General features: G+C 65.9%; 18 protein-coding genes. 10 read left to right on the top strand and 8 right to left on the bottom strand.

Annotated features, from left to right (window positions below):
• The first annotated feature begins 20 nt into the window (after positions 1 to 20).
• Positions 21 to 1,013, top strand: coding sequence for a TerC/Alx family metal homeostasis membrane protein (locus ABD231_RS11205; protein ID WP_344149205.1), 993 nt, complete (start codon positions 21 to 23; stop codon positions 1,011 to 1,013).
• Between the two features lie 105 nt (positions 1,014 to 1,118).
• On the opposite strand, the gene ABD231_RS11210 is transcribed toward ABD231_RS11205, so the two are convergent.
• The gene (locus tag ABD231_RS11210) at positions 1,119 to 2,363 is read right to left on the bottom strand and encodes an MFS transporter (RefSeq protein WP_344149207.1); all 1,245 of its coding nucleotides are present in this window, start codon (positions 2,361 to 2,363) and stop codon (positions 1,119 to 1,121) included.
• Between the two features lie 262 nt (positions 2,364 to 2,625).
• On the bottom strand, positions 2,626 to 3,390 hold the full coding sequence (locus tag ABD231_RS11215; RefSeq protein ID WP_344149209.1) for a GNAT family N-acetyltransferase: 765 nt from the start codon (positions 3,388 to 3,390) through the stop codon (positions 2,626 to 2,628).
• Positions 3,391 to 3,425: 35 nt separating this feature from the next.
• On the opposite strand from ABD231_RS11215, the gene ABD231_RS11220 reads away from it, so the two are divergent.
• The 6 genes from ABD231_RS11220 (at position 3,426) to ABD231_RS11245 (ending at position 11,584) form a co-directional block, all read left to right on the top strand.
• On the top strand, positions 3,426 to 4,322 hold the full coding sequence (locus ABD231_RS11220) for a phosphotransferase enzyme family protein (RefSeq protein WP_344149211.1): 897 nt from the start codon (positions 3,426 to 3,428) through the stop codon (positions 4,320 to 4,322).
• 340 nt (positions 4,323 to 4,662) lie between these two features.
• On the top strand, positions 4,663 to 5,676 hold the full coding sequence (locus ABD231_RS11225) for an ABC transporter permease (RefSeq protein ID WP_344149213.1): 1,014 nt from the start codon (positions 4,663 to 4,665) through the stop codon (positions 5,674 to 5,676).
• Positions 5,673 to 6,623 carry a carbohydrate ABC transporter permease gene (locus tag ABD231_RS11230; RefSeq protein ID WP_344149215.1) on the top strand — a complete coding sequence of 317 codons (951 nt, stop codon included), beginning with the start codon at positions 5,673 to 5,675 and terminating at the stop codon, positions 6,621 to 6,623. The genes ABD231_RS11225 and ABD231_RS11230 overlap by 4 nt, the downstream gene beginning before the upstream one ends.
• A gap of 28 nt (positions 6,624 to 6,651) precedes the next feature.
• Complete coding sequence (locus ABD231_RS11235) at positions 6,652 to 8,313, top strand: type 2 periplasmic-binding domain-containing protein (protein ID WP_344149217.1); 1,662 nt, start codon at positions 6,652 to 6,654, stop codon at positions 8,311 to 8,313.
• A gap of 5 nt (positions 8,314 to 8,318) precedes the next feature.
• Positions 8,319 to 10,538: a glycoside hydrolase family 95 protein gene (locus tag ABD231_RS11240; protein WP_344149219.1), complete on the top strand. Its 2,220-nt coding sequence runs from the start codon at positions 8,319 to 8,321 to the stop codon at positions 10,536 to 10,538.
• Between the two features lie 32 nt (positions 10,539 to 10,570).
• Positions 10,571 to 11,584, top strand: a complete 1,014-nt coding sequence (locus tag ABD231_RS11245; RefSeq protein ID WP_344149221.1) for an ABC transporter substrate-binding protein — start codon at positions 10,571 to 10,573, stop codon at positions 11,582 to 11,584.
• Here ABD231_RS11245 and ABD231_RS11250 read toward each other — a convergent pair.
• The 3 genes from ABD231_RS11250 to ABD231_RS11260 form a co-directional block, all read right to left on the bottom strand.
• Entirely contained in the window at positions 11,568 to 11,987 is a 420-nt protein-coding gene (locus ABD231_RS11250) for a carboxymuconolactone decarboxylase family protein (RefSeq protein WP_344149223.1), read from the bottom strand. The two genes, ABD231_RS11245 and ABD231_RS11250, sit on opposite strands and share 17 nt — an antisense overlap.
• Before the next feature lie 181 nt (positions 11,988 to 12,168).
• The gene (locus ABD231_RS11255) at positions 12,169 to 14,262 is read right to left on the bottom strand and encodes a PLL family lectin (RefSeq protein ID WP_344149225.1); all 2,094 of its coding nucleotides are present in this window, start codon (positions 14,260 to 14,262) and stop codon (positions 12,169 to 12,171) included.
• Positions 14,263 to 14,336: 74 nt separating this feature from the next.
• Positions 14,337 to 14,915, bottom strand: a complete 579-nt coding sequence (locus ABD231_RS11260) for a hypothetical protein (protein ID WP_344149227.1) — start codon at positions 14,913 to 14,915, stop codon at positions 14,337 to 14,339.
• A 185-nt stretch (positions 14,916 to 15,100) separates the two neighbouring features.
• On the opposite strand from ABD231_RS11260, the gene ABD231_RS11265 reads away from it, so the two are divergent.
• Positions 15,101 to 16,096, top strand: coding sequence for an endonuclease/exonuclease/phosphatase family protein (locus ABD231_RS11265; protein ID WP_344149229.1), 996 nt, complete (start codon positions 15,101 to 15,103; stop codon positions 16,094 to 16,096).
• On the opposite strand, the gene ABD231_RS11270 is transcribed toward ABD231_RS11265, so the two are convergent.
• The 3 genes from ABD231_RS11270 to ABD231_RS11280 are packed head-to-tail and all read right to left on the bottom strand — an operon-like array spanning position 16,085 to position 18,334.
• Positions 16,085 to 16,726, bottom strand: a complete 642-nt coding sequence (locus tag ABD231_RS11270) for a response regulator (protein ID WP_344149231.1) — start codon at positions 16,724 to 16,726, stop codon at positions 16,085 to 16,087. The genes ABD231_RS11265 and ABD231_RS11270 overlap by 12 nt on opposite strands.
• On the bottom strand, positions 16,719 to 17,849 hold the full coding sequence (locus ABD231_RS11275) for a sensor histidine kinase (protein ID WP_344149233.1): 1,131 nt from the start codon (positions 17,847 to 17,849) through the stop codon (positions 16,719 to 16,721). Before ABD231_RS11275 ends, ABD231_RS11270 begins: the two co-directional genes overlap by 8 nt.
• Positions 17,846 to 18,334: a hypothetical protein gene (locus ABD231_RS11280; RefSeq protein WP_344149235.1), complete on the bottom strand. Its 489-nt coding sequence runs from the start codon at positions 18,332 to 18,334 to the stop codon at positions 17,846 to 17,848. Before ABD231_RS11280 ends, ABD231_RS11275 begins: the two co-directional genes overlap by 4 nt.
• 169 nt (positions 18,335 to 18,503) lie before the next feature.
• Between ABD231_RS11280 and ABD231_RS11285 the strand changes: the two genes are divergently transcribed.
• Positions 18,504 to 20,186 (top strand): sodium:solute symporter family protein, encoded by a 1,683-nt coding sequence (locus ABD231_RS11285; protein ID WP_344149280.1) that lies wholly within the window; start codon positions 18,504 to 18,506, stop codon positions 20,184 to 20,186.
• Positions 20,187 to 20,197: 11 nt separating this feature from the next.
• Entirely contained in the window at positions 20,198 to 20,431 is a 234-nt protein-coding gene (locus tag ABD231_RS11290) for a hypothetical protein (protein WP_344149237.1), read from the top strand.
• Positions 20,432 to 20,484: the final 53 nt, after the last annotated feature.

The following is a 20,484-nucleotide window of genomic DNA, read 5'->3' on the forward strand; positions in this document are numbered from 1 at the left end:
GATCGCTCATGGTTTCTGTCATGCCCCCGCTTGTCTGGGTGCTCACGATTGTCGGGTTGCTCGCGATCGTCGCCTTCGATCTGATCGTGATCGCGCGGCGGAATCACACCGTGACGATCAAGGACGCGACCCGGTGGGTGCTGGTCTATGTCGGGCTGGCCGCGTTGTTCGCGGTTGGACTGTTCCTGTTCAGTGGTGGGAAGACCGGCGGTGAGTTCGTCGCCGGGTACATCACCGAGTACAGCCTGAGTGTCGACAACCTCTTCGTGTTCGTGATCATCATGGCGCGGTTCAGTGTGCCGGCGATGGCTCAGGACAAGGTGTTGTACATCGGCATCGTGGTGTCGATGGTGCTGCGGGCGGTCTTCATTCTGGCCGGTGCGGCGGCGATCTCGGCGGCCAGTTGGGTGTTCTATATCTTCGGCGCGTTCCTGGTCTACACCGCGATCAAGCTGGCCATCGAGGGGGAGAACGACGAGGCGGACTTCCAGGAGAACGCCGTACTGCGCGGCATGCGCAAGATCCTCCCGCTCGGTCACGACTACGACGGCGCCAAGCTGGCGACCCGGGACCAGCAGACCGGCAAGCGGCTGCTGACCCCGCTGGTGATCGTGATCTCCGCGATCGGGATGGCGAACGTGATCTTCGCGCTCGACTCGATCCCGGCGATCTTCGGGCTCACCCAGGACGCCTACATCGTGCTGACCGCGAACGCCTTCGCACTGATGGGTCTGCGCCAGCTGTACTTCCTGATCGGCGGACTGCTGGAGCGAATCGTCTACCTGAACGTCGGTCTGTCGGTGATCCTCGCGTTCATCGGCGTGAAGCTGATCGTCGAGGCGCTGCACGGTTCGCACATCGACGACATCGGCGCGATCCACCTCCCGCACATCGGCATCATCACCTCACTCAGCTTCATCGCCGCGACCCTGTTCGTCACCACGGTCGCCAGCCTGATCAAGTCGTCGCTGGATGCCCGCCGCGTCCCGGTGAAGATCAAGGTCGACGAGTAGGCGGACCGCCCCCACTCACCAACTCCCGCCGGAGGGCCCGGGCCACGCTCGCGTGAGTGTGAGAATGTCCGGCCGGGCGAGGTTGGTGAGTGGCTCAGGTCCGCCTCACACGCGATCCGCCTCCACGGCTGGTGTGCGGAGTCGGGCGTAGAGCGCTGGGATCGGGGCCAGCAATAGACCCGAGGCGACCAAGGCCGTGCGGAGGCCGGCTCGGCCGGCGAGGGCGCCGAGCGGGGGACCGCCGGCGACCTGGCCGATGGCGTTCGCCTGGGAGACGAACGAGATGACGGTCGCCCGCGACCTTGACTCGACGTTGCGGTTCAACCAGGCGGACTCGATCGGCCAGGACAGCGCGTCCGCGATACTCCGCAACCACATCGCGGCGAGTGCCAACCACAGGTTGCCGAGCAAGGCGAACGCCAGCACGCCGACGACCTGCAACAGCGCGAGCAACGCCAGTACGCCGTTCGGGTGGGTAGCCGTCAGGCGTTCGGGGGACAGCTTGTGCAGGATCAGCGAGCTGATGAGCGTCAGCAGCGTGCCGACCAGTCCGAGCACCGTGAACCAGAACGCCGGATCCGACGTCCCGAACACCGTCGGGAACTGGAAGCTGAGGATCTTCACCTGCCACAACCGGTCGAACGCCTCACTCGACAACCCGGCGATCAGGCTGATCAGTACGAGCGTGCGGACGACCGGCCGCTTCCGCGCGACTGCGAGACCATGCTTGAACGTGTCGGCCATGTGCTTGAACGTCTCCCGCTCACCGACCGGTGTCCGGTGGAAGTTCACCTCCCGCATGAACACCCCGAGCAGAATCGCGAGCACGATCATCCCGATGCCCGACAACTTGATCGGCAGCGACAAATCGAGCAGCCCGAGCGCACCGGCCGAGACGGTCCCAAGAATCGTCCCGCCAAGCCCGAACTGCTGCGTCCGAACCAGTACGGCGGCCACCTGATCGGCGCCGATCTCGTCGGCCAGCCAGGCCTGGTCGGCGCCCGAGGTGAACGTGTACCCGACTCCCCAGAGCACTTGCGCACCGAGGATCGCGAGGAACGTCGGCGACAACCCCTGCAGCAGGAATCCGCAGCCGATCAGCGCCACCCCGATGACGACCGACAACCGCCGGCTGTACAGGTCGGCGACGATGCCGGTCGGGATCTCGAACAGGAAGCAGGCGAGCTCGAGCGTGGTCCCGACGAGCACGAGTTGCAGCGGACTGAGGCCCGCCTCGCGGACGTAGTACACGGCGCTGAGCGTGAAGCACAACGCAGCGCAGAACGACCAGACGGTCTTGTAGATGCGATAGGTCCGGACCGGATCGGCCGAACGATAAGTGATACCCATAAAACGTTTGCTCCTGAAAGCGTGCATGACGAAGCGCGGCCCGGGAGTGGGCCGATCGCGGCGTGACGCACTACGGCCTCAAGGGCGGCGGTGCGCTTTCAGGAGCTGGCTTGCATGGGATGAGAGTAGAGGGATTCCCGGCGCGTCCGCCTCCGATTTACCGGGCCGTGCACTCCGAACCGGAGTAGTATCGAAAGTGCCTGGCCCGGCCGTTCCCCCGTGATGGTCGGGTCAGGTCTTTTGCTTAGAAGGCCTTCCGTTCTCAATGACGCCGTCGGTAGCGGGGCTGTCGCTCGACGATCCGATACCCGAGCGACTCGTACAGAGCGACGCTCCCGGTCGGGTTCTCCGCCAGCGTCCACAGCGATGCCGTCCGTACGCCGTGCTCCCACAACTGCGCGTGATTCGCCCGCAGCAGCGCGGATGCCAGCCCGCGACGCCGGTACGCCGGCCGCACCCCGACCCACGGTGTGTCATCCCTTCCGCTCACCACCCAACCGGCGAGCTTGTCGCCAACCCACGCCAAGGTCCACAACCGGTAGTCCGGGTAGTCGTCGGCAATGTCCTGCTCGAATTCCTCGAAGCTGTCCTGCACATACCCGAGCGAGTTGCCCCCGAACACCTCCGCGTTCGCCTCGAAAACCGCCCGATGATCCGCAGCCGAAGCCGCTCGCACCTCAACCCCCTCAGGCAGTCGTACGTCGCCCGGTTCCGCAAGCTCAACGGTCATCCGCACCCGCGTGAACACCACCCGATACCCAGCCGCCCGCACCAACGCCACATCGCGCTCCGACACCGGGTTAACCCCGAACGCCGGCGTACCGACGCCGTCGCCCGCTGCGTGCTCCCGAGCCCGTTCCTCAAGCCAGGCAAGGATCTTCCGCCCATACCCAAGCCCCTGATGAGCCGCCCCAACCGACCCCAGCAACAAGTACAGCCGCGTCCCGTCCGCCTCGTCCCACCACGTCATCCGCGCAGTGCCAACCTCAACCCCACCCACCAACACCACACCATCCGAAAATTCCACCCACCCACTCTCCCAGCCCCTGGCACGATGATCGAATGCTTTCGCCGACGCTGATCTCGTCCACGTTCGACCTCGACATCAACCGGATCGAACCCACCCGCGCGGGCGACGACAGCTCGCCAGGCAACGGCAACTGGCACGTCTGGACCAGCGCTGGCGATCACCACATCCTCCGGCGGCACCACGTGCTGCACACCGGGGACAGCCTCGCGTACGAGACGAAGGTCCTCGACCACCTCACCGACCGCGGCTGGTGCGTACCGCAGCGCATCGCCGGACCGATCCAGTACGACGGTCGCCTGTGGTCGGTGACCCGATTCGTACCAGGTGGACCGCATTCGGCGGAGACCGCGGATCAGCGGACCGAACGGGGGAGCGTGCTCGCGCGACTGCACGACGAGCTGCGCGGACTCGACCTCGGTACCCGGCCCACGTTCTACGAGGCCTGCGATCTGGGCGGGATGGGCAGCTTCCAAGGCTGGGACGCCGGCTTAGCGGCGATGCAGAGCGTGCGACCGGACCTGGCCGACCGCTCCGAGGAACTGATGGATCGCGCGAAGAGGCTGGTCGTCGAGCACAAGCTGCGTGAGTTGCCGAAGACGATTGTGCACGGCGACTTCGCGGAGTGGAATCTGCACTTCACGGCCGACGGCAAGTTGGGCGGTGTGATCGACTTCGACCTGTGCCACCCCGACAGCCGGGCGTGGGAGTTCACTATCGCCCGCGTCTATCGGTCGCCTGAATTGGTCACCGGATATCAGCGCACTTCCGCGCTTCCGCTGTCCGACAGTGAGCTCGCTGCGTTCGGGCCGTTGCAGGTTGTGCTCAGGGCGTTGTCGGTGATGGCTGCGCTCTGGGACGGCCGGCAGCGGGGGAGCTTCGACGAGGTCTATCTCGAGCGGCAGCTGACCCTCGGCCAAGTCTTGACATAAGGGCTGAAGGCGCGATTGACTGCGAGATAGTTCACAGAGGTAATAAAATCTGGTGCGGTCCGGTGTCGGTGGCTCAGAGCGACCCCGGGCGGTATGTGCGGTGTCCGGGTCCGATGGATTTTCGCCATCGGGCCATCTGGCGTTTTCCCTGGTAGTTGCCGGAGGCAACGCGTGTTTTCCCTTGTCTGCAAGGGATTCGGCGGATTCGGTCAAGGTCGGGTATCGACAGCGCCGGGGACTCTTCCAACCGCGGACGTTCTGTGTCATCCTCCCGGTGAGTGAGGTCCGAGATCCTATCGGATATCGGTTTCACTCCGATCGGTGACGGAAAGGATGCGGAGTGAGTGCAACGTACGAGGTGCGGGGTAATGAGTCGGCGGCGGCGCCGCCCGCGTCGGCTCCGGCGAAGGCGGTGACACGGACAGCGGTGCCCCGGCCGAGCAGGGCGACGCAGGCGAAGCGCAGTCTGCGCCGGCACTGGCAGCTCTACCTGCTGGTGCTTGTGCCGCTCGCGTACTTCGTGATCTTCAAGTACATCCCGATCAGCAACGCGGTGATCGCCTTCAAGAACTACAGCCCGGTCAAGGGCCCGTGGGGCAGTGACTGGGTCGGGCTGAAGAACTTCCAGCTGTTCTTCGACAACCCCGTGTTCTGGACCCTGGTGAAGAACACGTTCCTGCTCGCGGCCTACACCGTGCTGGCCAGCTTCCCGATCCCGATCATCCTGGCGATCGCGCTGAACGAGATCCGCAACGGACGGTTCAAGAAGCTCGTGCAGCTGGTGACGTACGCGCCGTACTTCATCTCCACCGTGGTCGTGGTGTCGATGACGATCCTGGTGCTGTCGCCGCGGCTCGGTTTCGTGAACGACGCGATCGGGTTGTTCGGCGTACCGGCGGTCGACTTCCTCGGCAACCCGGACTACTTCCGGCACATCTACGTCTGGTCGGACGTCTGGCAGACGACGGGGTACTCGGCCGTCATCTACCTGGCCGCGCTGGCCGGGATCGACCCGGCCCTGCACGAGTCGGCCCGGATCGACGGCGCCAGCCGGCTGCAGCGGATCTGGAACGTCGACCTGCCCGGCATCATGCCGACCGCGGTCATCATCCTGGTGCTCGGTGTCGGCAACATCATGTCGATCGGGTTCGAGAAGGCCTTCCTGCTGCAGAACCCGCTGAACCAGGCCCAGTCCGAGATCATCGCGACCTACGTCTACAAGACCGGTCTGCTGAACGCCGACTTCTCGATGGCGACCGCCGTCGGCCTGTTCAACTCCGTCATCAATCTCGTCCTGCTGGTGGTCGTGAACTTCGTCGCCAAACGGATCACCGGGAACGGACTCTGGTCATGACCATCACCATGCAAGGCTTCCGCCGTACGGCGAAGCAGTCGGAGAGCTCGCACCGGACCGCGATCGAGGAGACTCGGACCGACAAGATCTTGCTGGTCGGCGTCCGGATCATGCTCTGGGTGGCGCTGATCGTGGTCGCCGTCCCGCTGATCTACATCGTCGCGAACTCGTTCAGCAGCGCCTCGGCGGTGAGTGCCGGCCGGGTCCTGTTGTGGCCGGTCGAGCCCAGCCTGAAGGCGTACAAGACGGCATTCGCCGACCCGGCGATCATGCAGGGCTATCTGAACTCGTTCATCTACGCGATTGGCGGCACGCTGATCAGCGTCACGCTGACGATCGCGATCGCCTATCCGCTGTCCCGCCGGACCTTCTTCGGCCGCAACGTGATCATGAGCCTGCTGGTCTTCACCATGCTGTTCTCCGGCGGCCTCATCCCGACGTACCTGGTGGTCCAGGACCTCGGGATGCTGAACACCCGCTGGGCGATGGTGATCCCGAGCGCGATCGGGGTCTGGCAGGTGATCATCGCGCGCACGTTCTTCCGCTCGACCATCCCGGACGAGCTCTACGAGGCGGCCACCATCGACGGCGCCAGCGACCTGCGGTTCCTCTGGTCGATCGTGCTCCCGCTGTCCAAGCCGGTGATCGCGGTGATCGCGCTGATGTACGCGATCTTCCAGTGGAACAGCTACTTCGACGCCCTCATCTATCTCAAGGACCCCGGTCTGTACCCGCTGCAGATCATCCTCCGGAACGTGCTGATCCTGAACCAGGCCACCTCCGGCTCCACCACCCAGAACCTGGCCCAGCAGCTCGACCAGCAGCAACTGGCCAACGTCCTCAAGTACGCGCTCATCGTCATCTCGAGCCTGCCCGTACTGGTCATCTACCCCTTTGTTGCCCGCCACTTCACCAAGGGCGTGATGGTCGGCGCGGTCAAGGGCTGAGAAGCCCTTCTCAGAAAGGAACACAGCAATGCGCGTATCACTGCGCAAACTGTCCGCGCTCGCCGCGGCCGGCTTGCTCGCCACCCTGGCGGCCTGCAGTTCGGACAAGACCGACAGTGCGGCGAACGAGACGTCGGCCGACGGCAAGACGATCATCGACGTCTTCAGTCCGGCGGACTCGACGACGAACATGGACACGAACCAGGTCACCAAGGTGATGAGTGACAAGTTCAAGATCCAGTTCCGCTGGCAGACCACGACCCTCGACGCCGGGCCGGCCAAGGAGAAGCGGCAGATCTCACTGGCCAGCGGGGACTACCCGGACCTGTTCTTCCTGATCCCCTGGGTGGACGGCTTCACCCAGGCCGACGTACTCAAACTCGGTCAGCAGGGGGTCGCGCTCCCGCTGGAGAACCTGATCAAGGAGAACGCCCCGAACATCCAGAAGTTCCTGGACGAGAACAAGGACTACAAGCAGGAGTCGACCGCGCCGGACGGGCACATCTACGCGCTGCCGCAGTGGGCGGACTGCTACCACTGCAGCCGCCCGGACAAGCTGTGGATCAACTCGGCCTGGCTGAAGAAGCTCAACCTGCCGATGCCGAAGACCACCGAGGACCTGCGCAAGGTGCTCCAGGCCTTCAAGACCCAGGACCCGAACGGGAACGGCAAGGCCGACGAGGTCCCGATGACCGCCGACATCCAGGACGGTGCGCTGATCCCGTACCTGATGGGCGCGTACGCCTACGACCCGGTCGGCGCCAACAACGGCGTCCGCTCGCTGCTCACCCTGAACGGCGACAAGGTCGTCACGCCGGTGACCAGCCCGGAGTGGAAGGAAGGCCTGAAGTACATCGCCTCCCTCTACAAGGAAGGACTGATCGACCAGGCCGCGTTCACCCAGAACGCGCAGGCGTTGCAGGCCCTGGGCAACGACCCGAAGGCGGTCCGGATCGGCTCCGCGCCGATGCTGCACCCGTACATCTTCGTCCAGTCCGACTCCAAGGACGGCCGGGACAAGCAGTACGACGCCGCGCCGCCGCTGACCGGTCCGGCCGGGAAGAGCTACACCGGCTACCAGTACCTGACCTCGACGAACTACACCTTCATGCTGACCAACAAGGCCAGCAAGGAGGCTCAGGTCGCGGCGATCAAGATGCTCGACTACATCTTCTCCGACGAGGGCCAGATGATCGGCGGGATGGGCCCCGAGGGAATCGGCTGGACCAAGCCGGGCCCCGGTGACATCGCGCTCGACAAGGACACCAAGCCGCTCTACAAGCCGAAGTCGGACACGCCGAAGAACCTCAGCTGGGGCGCGCTCACGCAGTACCACAACGTGCTGGCGTACCGGAACGCCCAGGTCGTCCCGCTCGACATCTACTCCGGTGCCGGCTACGAGCGACGGCTGTTCCAGGCCACCAAGCTGTACGAGGGTCACGAGGACAAGTCGCTGCTGTACCCGCAGGCTGTGGTCTGGCCCGACCCGAACCTGGCCGGCGAGACGGCGACCCTGCAGACCAACCTGCAGAACTACGTGAACCAGAACCAGCTGGCGTTCGTCACCGGGTCGAAGAACATCGACGCCGAGTGGGACACCTACGTGAAGGGTCTGGAGAGCACGGGCATGCCGCGCTACCTGGAGATCAACCAGCAGGCCTACGACAAGTACAAGTCCGGGAGCAAGTAACACCCATGTCCCACGAACTGTGGTTCCGTACCCCCGCGCCGGACTGGTTCGAGGCGTTGCCGGTGGGCAACGGGCACCTCGGAGCGAAGGTGTTCGGCCGGGTCGGTGCGGAGCGGATCGCCCTGAACCTCGATGACGTCTGGTCCGGCGACGGGCCGCGCGAGCTGACGGTGACGGGCGGTCCGGAGGCCCTGGCCGACGTACGGCGGTTGTTGCTCGCCGACGGCGATCAGTCGGCGGCGACCGAGCGGACCCGGGATCTGCAGGGCCCGCTGGTCGAGTCGTACCAACCGCTTGCCGACCTGTTGATCCAGACGATCGGGGAGCCGGACGACTATCGCCGGAGCCTCGATCTGCGGACCGGCGTGGTCGGGGTAGACTACACAGTGGATGGGACGCGGTTCCGGCGCGAGACCTACGTGTCCGCGCCGGACCAGGTGCTGGTCTGGACGATCACGGCCGACCAGGCCGGCGCGATCGATCTGGACCTCGGCCTGTCGAGTCAACATCCGATCACTGCAATAGTTGCTGACGGCATCTATGGTGTTGTCGGTCATGCGCCGTCGGAGCTGACGATCGAGTATCGCGAGAGCCCGGATCCGATCCAGTACCGCGACGGTCACGGGATCGGGTTCGGGATCGCACTGCAGGTCCACCACGAGGGCGGCACGGTGCTGCTGTCCGACGACGGCATCAGCGTCAGGGGCGCGACCAGTGTGACCGTGTTGCTGGCTGCGGCGAGTACGTTCGAAGGCTGGTCGGTTCCGCCCGGTCGCGATCCTCACATGGCGTTGCGCGCGGCAACAGACGTACTAAAGGGTGTTGAGCTGGACAACGTGCGTGAGCGGCACATCGAAGATCACCAGCGGTTGTATCAAAGGGCTGAGCTTCAGTTGGAGAACGACGATCGGGTCGCACTCACGTTCAACCTCGGCCGCTACCTGTTGATCGCGTCCTCGCGGCCGGGGACGCAAGCCGCCAACCTGCAAGGCATCTGGAACGAGGACCGCCGGCCGATGTGGGCCAGCGACTGGACCAACAACATCAACACCCAGATGAACTACTGGCCCGCCGATCTCACCGGGCTCAGTGAGTGCTTCGAGCCGCTCATCGACAACCTGGAGGCCCTGGCTGCCTCCGGTGCGAACACAGCAAGGATCTTGTACGACGCTCCCGGCTGGGTCTCGCATCACAACTCCGATATCTGGGCGGCGACTTGGCCGGTCGGCGAAGGTGGTGACGATCCCGTCTGGGCGATGTGCGCGACCTGTGGCGTCTGGCTGAGCGCGCACCTGATGGAGCACTACCGCTTCGGCCAGGATCTCGACGTACTGCGCGATCGGTCCTATCCGCTGATCGCCGGCGCCGCGGAGTTCGTGCTCGCGATGCTGGTCGAGGACGCACACGGCCGACTGCAGTTCGTCCCGTCGACCGCGCCCGAACACCACTTCGTCCTCCCGTCCGGCGAGAAGGCCTCGGTCGACCTGACTTCGACGTACGACGTCTGGGTGATCCGCGAGCTGTTCGCCAACCTCGCCGAAGCCGAGACCGCACTCGGGCTGAGCTCCGAGCTCAGCGCACGTGCACAAGCAGCGCGCGAGCGATTGCCGGAGATCGCGATCACGCCCGACGGCCGACTGCACGAATGGCCGACCGACTGGACGCCGTCCGAGATCAATCACCGCCACCAGTCGCATCTGTACGGCCTGCACCCGGGCGCCGAGATCGACCCCACCTGTACGCCGGAATGGGCGGAAGCAGCGCGGAGATCGCTGACCGTCCGAACCGATGGTGCGACGAACGGCGGTTGGACGGCGGCCTGGTTGGTGGCGTTGTGGGCGCGGTTGTTCGAGGGGGAGAAGGCCTATGAGGTCATCCAGGACTACCTGGCTCGGCTGGTCTCGGACAACCTGCTGCACCGCGACGGCGACATCTTCCAGATCGACGCGAACTTCGGCATGACCGGCTGCATCCCGGAGTTGCTGATCCAGAGCCACACCGACGTGATCCGGCTGCTGCCGGCGCTGCCCAAAGCCTGGCCGGACGGTTCGTTCCGCGGTCTGCGGGCGCGCGGGGGGCTGGTCTTCGACGTCACGTGGCGCGACGGCGTACTGACTGAAGCCTCGGTCGTTGCCGCGCGCACCGGAGTGCACCGGATCGCCCTGCCGGACAAGGAGATCGAGGTCGAACTGCCCGCCGGGCGATCGGTGGACCTGGTGAGGTGAGCCTTACCAAACTTGTTGTAGTCTCAACGTCCGTGAAGAAACCTCTCGGAATCATCGTCGCGGTCGCTGTCCTCGCGCTGGCCGGTTGTGGTGGTGGCGACACGAAGAGTGCCAACACCGGGGCCGGGGACAAGGAAGTGGCGACCGGCGGGCGGCTGTTCAAGACCGCCGACGCGGAGACCGCCAAGCTCGGTTCGGACGCTCAGCCGGGGGTCTTCCCACGGACCGTCAAGCACGCGCTCGGTGAAGCCAAGCTGGACAAGAAGCCGAGCCGGGTCGTGGTGCTGGACAGCGGTGAGCTGGACGACGTGCTCGCGCTCGGCATCACGCCGGTCGGCATGGCGACGAACACCGGGCAGAACGGCGTTCCGTCGTACCTGGCGGACAAGGCGCAGGGGATCAAGACGGTCGGCGGGGTCAGTGAGCTGAACCTCGAGGCGATCGCGGCCCTGAAGCCGGACCTGATCCTGGGCAGCAAGCTGCGCGCCGCCACGCTGTACGACAAGCTGAACGCGATCGCGCCGACGGTGATGAGCATCCGGCCCGGGTTCCCCTGGAAGGAGAACTTCCTGCTGGTCGCGGACGCGGTCGGCGAGGAGGACAAGGCCACCCAGGTCCTGAACGACTACCAGAAGCGCGCCGACGAGGTGAAGGGCAAGGTCCAGGGCTCGCCGACGATCTCGCTGGTCCGGTTCCGCCCGGCCGAGATCCGGCTGTACGGCAACCTGTCGTTCATCGGCGTGATCCTGAAGGACATCGGGCTGCCGCGGCCGAAGGTGCAGGACGTCCAGGACCTCGCGGTCGAGGTCTCCGAGGAGAACATCGGCCAGGCCGACGGCGACTGGATCTTCTACTCCAGCTTCGGCCCGATCACCGGCACCAAGGAGTCACAGGTTGTCAATGGCAACCTCTGGAAAGCACTCCCGGCGGTGAAGGCGGGGCACGCCAAGCGCGTCAACGACGAGGTCTGGTTCCTCGGCCTCGGCCCCATCGGCGCCATGGACACCCTCACCGACCTGGAGAACTTTCTCAGCGGTCAGAGCTGACCGGTAGCAACCCGCGGTCGGCGAAGACTTTCTTGGCCACGCCGACCGCGTTCAGGGCCCGCGGGAAACCGGCGTACCCGGCCGTGTGGATGAAGGTTTCGACGATCTCGGACGGTGTGAGCCCGACGTTGAGGGACGTCTTCACGTGCACCTCGAGTTGTGGCTCGCAGCCGCCCAGCGAGGCCAGGATGCCGAGGGTGATCAGCTGTCGCTGCTTCGGGTCGAGTCCGGGGCGCGCATAGATGTCACCGAAGCCGAAGGCGACGATGTGATGAGCGAGGGCGGGCGCGATATCGGCCAGGTTCTCCATCACGGCCGGGGCCGACCCGCCGTCGACCTCGGTCAGTACGGCGAGACCTCGCTCGTACCGCGCCTTCTCCTCGGGACTGTTGATGTCTGTCATACACCCGAACCTAGTGTCCTGAGTCAAAACTTCGACGGCACCGGAGGCGCCCAGGCACGCACCTCGCTGCGTTGGAGAAGCATCCACGATGAACACCGCATCGAGGACGCTCCTCCGCCTTGCGATGCACGCACCTGGACACCTCCGGCACTCGCCGAACTTCTGACTCAGGACACTAGCCTCATCGGATCGGCTGCCATTCGTCGAAGGCGGTTCCTCCGGCCGTGGATTGGACGCGGTGCAGGATGCGGCCGTCGGGCTGGCGGATGACCAGGTCGAGGCGGTTGTCGGCGCGGCGTTGGACGACTGGGTCGTCGGCGGTCGAACCAGCCAGGTTGTCCCAGCCACCGAATGCGCCATCGGCGGTGTCTTGGCGGGTCCACCAGATGCTGCCGTCGGCGGCGCGGGCGAACATGGCCAGGCGGCCACCTGCTTGCTCGACCAGGACCGGGTCGTTCGCGGGGGCGGAGCCGAGGCTGGTCCAGGCGGTCCATCCTGCGCCCGACTGGATGGACCGGTAGACGATGGACTGCGTGCCTTCCCAGCGGCGTGCGACCAGCACCAGACGTCCGTCGGCCTGCCTGGCCACGGCCGGGCCGCCGTCGAAGGACGGCGAGCTCTCCACGACCTGCCAACCTGACCACGAGGTGCCGACCTGCTGGTTGAACCAGATCTGGCCGCCGGCCTCCTTCGCCGCCTTGGCGAACAGCACGAGCGATCCGTCCTGGTTGGTGCCGACGACGGGTTGACCAGCCGGGCTGGCGCCGAGGTCCTGCCAGGTACCGGCAAAAGCACCATTGGGCGCCTGCTGGGTGTTCACGTAGACCCGCGAGCCCGGTGCTTCGTTGCGCCGGGTGACGACGACCAGGCGGCCATCTGCGGTCTTCGCGGCCACCGGGTCACCGGCGCTGGCTGAGCCCGGCAGCTGGGACCAGCCGGGGTGACCGCCGTTCGGCTGGGCCTGCAGGTTCCACCAGATCGATCCGTCGTTGGCCCGGGAGAACAACGCGACCCGGCCATCGGGCTGCCGTGCCGCAACCGGTCGGCCCGCCGGGCTCGCGCCGAACTTGGTCCACGACCCGGCATCGGTCGAGCTCCACACGTTCGCTTCACAGCGGTTCGCGGTGTGACCCAGCACCGACAACCGGCCGTCCTCCTGCGCGACCAGTTCCGGCCTGGTTCCGCTGGTGAACGACAGCGGCGCCTGCGCATGCGCGAGCCGGTACGCCCAGTAGTTGCCGCCGGGAGGTTCGGTCGCGAAGTACACGTCCAGCTCGGAGCCGTCCGCGATCATCCCGTACGCGTTCCGCACGATGCCGGAGTTGTGGTTGTACTTGTAGCCGCTGTGGCATTCGGTCAGCCGTCCGACCGTGCTCCACGTACCGGTTCCCGACCAGATCGCGGAACCGGCGATCCGGTTGATCTCGACGTCCGGCTGGACCCGCTCGTTGCCGGAGCCGGTGTCGCGGGACACCAGGAACTCGTCGCGCGCCGGGTCGTACACGAAGGACGCGTTGTGCAGGAACGGGCCGCCGCCGGGCTCGGGGGTGAGGCCGTTCGCGGGCAGCTCGACGCGCGGGCCGATCTTCGGGTTGTTGGCGTCGCTGAGGTCGACCTCGCGCCGCATCACCTGGCCCACGCCGCTGTAGAACACGAGCAGCTTGCCGGCGCCGTCGATCGAGGTCACGCTCGGCTGGCCGACACCCCAGCTGCTCACATTGGGGTCGGTGGAGCGGTCCAGGAGCGCGCGCTGCGCGATCCTCCACGGCCCTTGCGGCTGGTCGGCATAGGCCACGCCGATCACGTTGATCGGGTCCGCCTGCGGGTACCTCGTGGTGTCCGGGAAGCCCAGGATCAACATCGCCCAGCCATAGGTGTGACCGTCGTACCGGAACGAACCGCGCACGACCTCGGGATCGCAGATATGGCTAGAGGCCCAGAACGGCGTGTCGGCTGCCTGCGGGTTGAGCGGGAACTGGACCGGTCCCCACGCGTACGTGCCGTCGGCGCGCCGGGTGCCGTAGTTCATGCCGACGTGGTCCAAGGTCTGACCGGGAACCCGGTTGGCGCAGGTGTAGACCATGCGCTCGGTCGGCGAGAGCTGCACGATCGAGGGCGCGTACATGTAGAACGGTCCGTTGCCGGGCGGGACCGGTACGCCGGCGTTCGGGGCGGTCTGCGGATTCCAGGTACCGGCGGGCTCGGCCGCGTGGGCCGGGAGAGTGAACTGGCCGGCCAGCAGCAGCGCGACGAGGGCGATTCGGGCGAGACGCATGGGCACATCGTGCGAGGAGCGACCCGTGGCTGCCACCGTTTCGATGCTGGGCGAATCGCGCTAAACCGTGGAGCTCAGTCCGGTACGCGGCCGCGGTCGCTGACCGAGACGGTCGGCGCATACCGCGCGACGGCTGCGACCAGGTCGTCGTACGGCATGGCACGTCCGATGACCTCGTGCGAGCCGGGCCACGGCCGGGACGGGCCCCACGCCTTCGAGCTGCGGGGGAGCGCTTCGGCTTCGTGCAGCAGTACGACGAGGAAGGGTTCCCACTCGTCGTCCTCGCTGCTCCCCAGCGGCCGCTCGATGCGGCAGATACCGCGGACCTCGTCCCACCGGACTGTCCGTGGTTGCGCGCCGCCGAGATGCACCCCGACGGCGTCGATCGAGAGCAGTACGTCGTCCTCGTCGACCTCCTGCCGCTCTTCCAGTGCCGTGATCGCGCCGATCAGCAGCAGGAACGGCATCCCGAGCGCGAAGATCAGCGGGCTCCCGCCCCAGGACAGCCAGATCGTCTCCAGCCCGTCGCGCGCCGAATTGCCCTGCGCGCGCGAGATCGCGATGGCCAGTAGCGTGATCAGCACCTCGGCACCGACCAGCAGTGCGCAGAAGAGCAACATCGTCTTGGTGGTGCCCAGGCCATGTCGTTTCACGACAAACGGCTCCACACTTTGGTCAGGCGGCATACCTCGCATTGTCAGCGTTATCCACCCAACGCACCAGCGCTCTCACGGATGTCTAATCACTTCGGCCAGAACGGTCGTCCGCAAGGATGAAATCCCCGCACAGAAGCCTCCGCGGACTTTGGCAGAGCCGGAGAGTCCGCAACAATCGCATCATGTCCAACAGCACCGCCACTCTCGCGCCCAAACGGCCGCCGCAACGGGCCGACGCCCGTCGTGCGCGGAAGAACGGCAAGTGGCGTCGTGGCTGGTTCATAGCGGTGCTGGCGATTCTGACCGCGCTGCCGCTGCTCTTCCACCGCTGGGTGCCGAACACCTTCGGCAACATGGGGAGCCTGCTGGACACGTTCCTGCCGTGGGTGGGCGTCGCCGTACCGATCCTTGCTGTTGCCGCGCTGGTACGGCGTTCTGCGATCGCCGGCGTGGCTTTGCTGCTGCCGACCGTGGTGTGGGGCGGGATGTTCGGCAACCAGCTGATTCCTCAGTCAACTGGCGGTGCCTACGATCTGCGCGTGCTGTCGCACAACGTGGATGCGGCCAACCCGGACCCTTCGCGCACAGCGCAGGATCTGCTGACGGCCGATGCGGATATCGTCGCGCTCGAGGAGCTGACGGCGGCGGATCTCAAGGTCTACAAGGCCGCTTTCGCGAAAAAGTACCCGTATCAGGTGACGCGGGACACGGTCGCGCTCTGGTCGAAGTACCCGGTCGAGGAGAGCGAGTCGGTCGACGTCGGGTTCGCCTGGACCCGGGCGCTGCGGGCTGAGGTCGACACGCCGGAGGGCAAGGTCGCGGTGTACGTCGCGCACCTCGCTTCGGTGCGGATCGGCACGAGCGGATTCACTTCCGACCAGCGCAACAAGACGATCCGGGCGCTTGGCCGGCAGATCGCCGAGGAGAAGCTGGCCGGGGTGATCGTGATGGGCGACTTCAACGGTACGGCGACCGACCGCAGCCTGGCGCCGTTGACGGCCGGTCTGCGCTCGGCGCAGGGTGCGGCCGGGCACGGGTTCGGATTCACCTGGCCGTCGAGTTTCCCGATGGCGCGGATCGACCACATCCTGGTCCGCGGTGTCGAGCCGACCAAGGCGTGGGTGATGGCGCCGACCGGTAGTGACCACCGCCCGGTCGTTGCCGAACTAAAGATCTGACGCGAGCCCTTGCCGGTAGGCGTACCGGACCGCCTCAGCGCGGTGCCGGGCGCCGATCTTGGCGAACGTGTTGTTGATATGCGTCTTCACGGTCGCCTCACTGATGAAGAGCCGCTGCGCGATCTCGGAGTTGCTGAGTCCACGCGCAATCAGCCGCAGCACCTCAGTCTCCCTCGCCGTCAGCCCGTCGGTGGTCGGCGGCTCAGGAGCCAGCCCAGCCACCAGCTTTCGCGTTACCTCGGGATCGAAGGTCGATTGGCCGGCTGCGGTTGATCGCAGTGCGGCTCCGATCTCTACACGACCGGCGTCTTTAGTGAGGTAGCCCCGCGCGCCGGCCCGCAACGCGGTCGCGATCGACGCGTCATCGGCGTACGTCGTCAACACCAGTACGGCGACATCGGGGAACTCGGCGGTGATCCGCGCAGTCGCGTCCACCCCGTCGAGCACCGGCATCCGCAGATCCATCAACACGACATCAACGTTGCCCCGAGCAACAAGGTCCACGGCCTCGGCCCCATTAGCGGCGGCCCCGGTCACCTCGATCCCGTCAATCAGTTCAAGCAGCGCCACAAGCCCTTCCCGAACCACCTGCTGATCGTCGGCCACGAGGACGCGGATGGTCTCATTCATTCGGCGCCTCCGCGATCACGAGCCAGTCGTCCCCGTCCGGACCTGCTGTCAGCGTGCCACCGACGAGGGCCAGCCGCTCGCGCATCCCCACCAACCCAAACCCATCACCAGCAGTAGGCCCGGGGTTCCGAACCACCAGTCGCACAGCAGCGCCGTACACAAGCTTGATATCGACGGGGCGACCGGGTGCGTGTTTGGCGGCGTTCGTCAGGGCTTCTCGTGCTGTGTTCAGGAGGGCGACGGTGGTTGCGGAGGGGAGCTTGGCGGGTGTGCCTTCGACTGTTAGTTGGACCGGCGCCGCGTGATCCGCCTTGTGTTGTTCGGCTAGTGCTCGGATCGCCTCGGGTAGCTCTGGTACGTCGTCTGCTCGGAGCGTCGCCACCGCGTTGCGCGCTTCGTTCAGACCTTGGACCGCGAGCCGCCGGGAACGTCGTACTCGCTCGAGCGCCCCGTCGACATCACGGCGTTCGTCGAGCAGCGCCTCCGCGACCTCGAGCTGCACGGACAAAGCACCCAGCGAATGGGCGAGTACGTCGTGCAGGTCGCGGGCGATCCGACCACGTTCGTCGAGGGCGGCGGCTCGGGCGCGTTCGCTCTGCGCACGCCGGGTCTGAACAAGCAGCTCCCGCGTCTGACGAACCTGGATCTCGTACTGCCGCCGGTTCAACCCGAACGCGATCAGGATCGCCGCCCACATCAACTGCGTCAGCAACCAACTGTCGCTCCGCTCGAACCACCACCTCGACAACCCGAAGCCGACACCCACACCGATGCCGACAGCAAGGATTGGCCGGAAGCCGGTTCGACTCAGATCGACAATCACGATCGTGGTGAGCGCGACCAGGACCAGCACCAAGGCGTTCGAGTCCGGGACACCGGCCAGCAGTGCGTTGCCGATGGCAACCGTGCTGAGCAGGACGAGCGCGAGCCGCGGGCGGGAGGTCATCAACCACGTGCCGGCCAGGAACGCGGCCAGCCCGGTGCCGAGCGCGAACCACACCCAGCGATCGGCAGGGCGCGCCGTACCGAGGACTCCGATGGCGACCGCTGCCGTCATCACCCGGCCGAGCCAGCCGCTGTCGCCGTGCATCCCGCCCGGGAGCCGGGCCTTCAAGTTGCTCAACTGATGCTGTACTCCTCGGCCTCGCGGTGTGCCTTGCCCTGGATCACCAGCGACTGGGTCAGCAGGTTCGCGCCCATGCTCAGCATCAGCGCGCCTCCACCGGCGGTCGTGGCCATACCGAGCAAGTGCCCGACGCCCGCCAGTCCGAGGCGGATGACCAGGTACGCCACCATGATGCCGAGTCCGGGGATCCCGAGCCGGAAGAACACCTTCCCGGCGCGCCGCTGGACCTGGGCGACGCGGCCGGACGCGTACCCGGCGGCCAGTGCGACGCCGACCCCGGCGATCAGCAGGACGAGGTCGACCAGGCCGAGCTGAAGGTGCTTGCCATACATCTGGTAGATGCCGACCCCGCAGAGGATCAGCGGGCCGCGCCAGACATCCGCGTCGGAGTTCTCCAACTCCGACCAGGACAGCCTGCGGGCGATGACCGCGACCACGATCGCGACGACGACGAGAGCGTTGGGCAGGGTTCCGAAGGACATGCTCCGACGCTAAGTGGGCACTGACCTCAGGCAGGACCGTCCACGGGTGGAGATCCGGGTGGAGACGCGGGTCGGTCTACTGGGTGATTGAAAGCAGGAGTAACGTTCCTAACCGGTAACAACACTGCGCGTCATATTGGGCGTCATATACCGACCCGGAGGGCCGATGCTGCCACTTGACTCCGTCCTGAGACTCGATGCCAAAGCGGTCGACTACATCATCATCGCGACGTACTTCGTCTTCGTGCTCGGCATCGGGTACCTGGCCAAACGCGCGGTCTCGAGCAGCCTGGACTTCTTCCTGTCCGGGCGTTCGCTGCCGGCCTGGGTGACCGGCCTGGCCTTCATCTCGGCCAACCTCGGCGCGATCGAGATCATGGGCATGTCCGCGAACGGCGCGCAGTACGGGATGCCGACCGTGCACTACTTCTGGATCGGCGCGATCCCGGCGATGCTGTTCCTCGGTGTCGTGATGATGCCGTTCTACTACGGTTCCAAGGTCCGCAGCGTGCCCGAGTTCATGCTGCGCCGGTTCGGCAAACCCGCGCACCTGGTGAACGCGATCAGCTTCGCCGTCGCGCAGGTGCTGATCGCGGGTGTGAACCTGTTCCTGCTGGCCACCATCGTCAACGTGCTGCTCGGCTGGCCGATCTGGGTGTCGGTGATCGTGGCCGCGGTGATCGTGCTCAGCTACATCACCCTCGGCGGGTTGTCCGCGGCGATCTACAACGAGGTGCTGCAGTTCTTCGTGATCGTCGCCGCGCTGCTGCCGCTGACGATCGTCGGTCTGCACAAGGTCGGCGGGTACCAGGGCCTGATCGACAAGGTCACCGCGTCGAAGGGTGGCGCGGAGCAGTTGAGCGCCTGGCCTGGCACTGAGTTGAGCGGCTTCAACAACAGCTTCCTGTCGGTGATCGGTCTGGTCTTCGGACTCGGGTTCGTGCTCTCGTTCGGCTACTGGACGACGAACTTCGTCGAGGTCCAGCGCGCGATGGCCTCGAAGAACATGTCCGCGGCCCGGCGGACCCCGATCATCGGTTCGTTCCCGAAGATGTTCATCCCGTTCATCGTGATCATCCCGGGCATGATCGCGGCGGTCGCCGTACCGGAGTTGCAGCAGTTCAAGAACAACAACGGCACGGGCGGCGACGTCACCTACAACGACGCGTTGCTGCTGCTGATGCGGGACCTGTTGCCGAACGGCATGCTGGGCCTGGCGATCACTGGTCTGCTGGCTTCATTCATGGCCGGTATGGCGGCGAACTTGAGCTCGTTCAACACGGTCATGACCTATGACCTGCTCGAGCGGTACGTCGTCAAGGAGCGCAGCGACGACTTCTATCTGCGGACCGGCCGCTGGGTGACGGTCGGCGGCACGGTGATCGCGATCGGTACGGCGGCGATCGCCTCCGGCTACAGCAACCTGATGGACTACCTGCAGCAGCTGTTCTCGTTCTTCAACGCGCCGCTGTTCGCGACGTTCATCCTCGGTATGTTCTGGAAGCGGATGACCGCGGCGGCCGGCTGGATCGGTCTGGTCAGCGGTACGACGACCGCCGTACTGGTGTTCATCCTGTCCGAGACCGGCGTGATCAACCTGCCCGGTCAGGGCGCGAGCTTCGTCGGCGCCGGTGCGGCCTTCGTGGTCGACATCCTGGTCAGCGTCGTGGTCAGCAAGGTCACCAGGGCCAAGCAGGAGTCCGAGCTGGTCGGGCTGGTCTACTCGCTGACGCCCAAGGAGCAGCGGTCCGAGACGGCCGGTGAAGGTGATCACGGCTGGTACCGCAAGCCGGTGCTGCTGGCCGGGATCTCGCTGGGCCTGGTCGTCGTCCTGAACATCGTCTTCGGCTGAGGAGGATTCTGATGGCAGAGAAGAAGAAGGCCGGAGCATTCGACATCCGTGTTGTGATCGCGACGCTGATCGGCTTGTACGGCGTGATCCTGACGGTCCTCGGCATCGTCGAGAAGCAGGCGGAGATCGACAAGGCCGCCGGGATCAACATCAACCTGTGGGGTGGGATCGCGATGCTGGTCTTCGCGGGACTGTTCGTGCTCTGGGCCCGGTTGCGGCCGATCGCCGTACCGGTCGAGGAGTAACCCGGCTCACATCTGCTCGTTGTGGGACCAGTAGCTCTACTGGTCCCACAACG

The organism is Kribbella yunnanensis (assembly GCF_039529655.1).
GTDB lineage: Bacteria > Actinomycetota > Actinomycetes > Propionibacteriales > Kribbellaceae > Kribbella > Kribbella yunnanensis.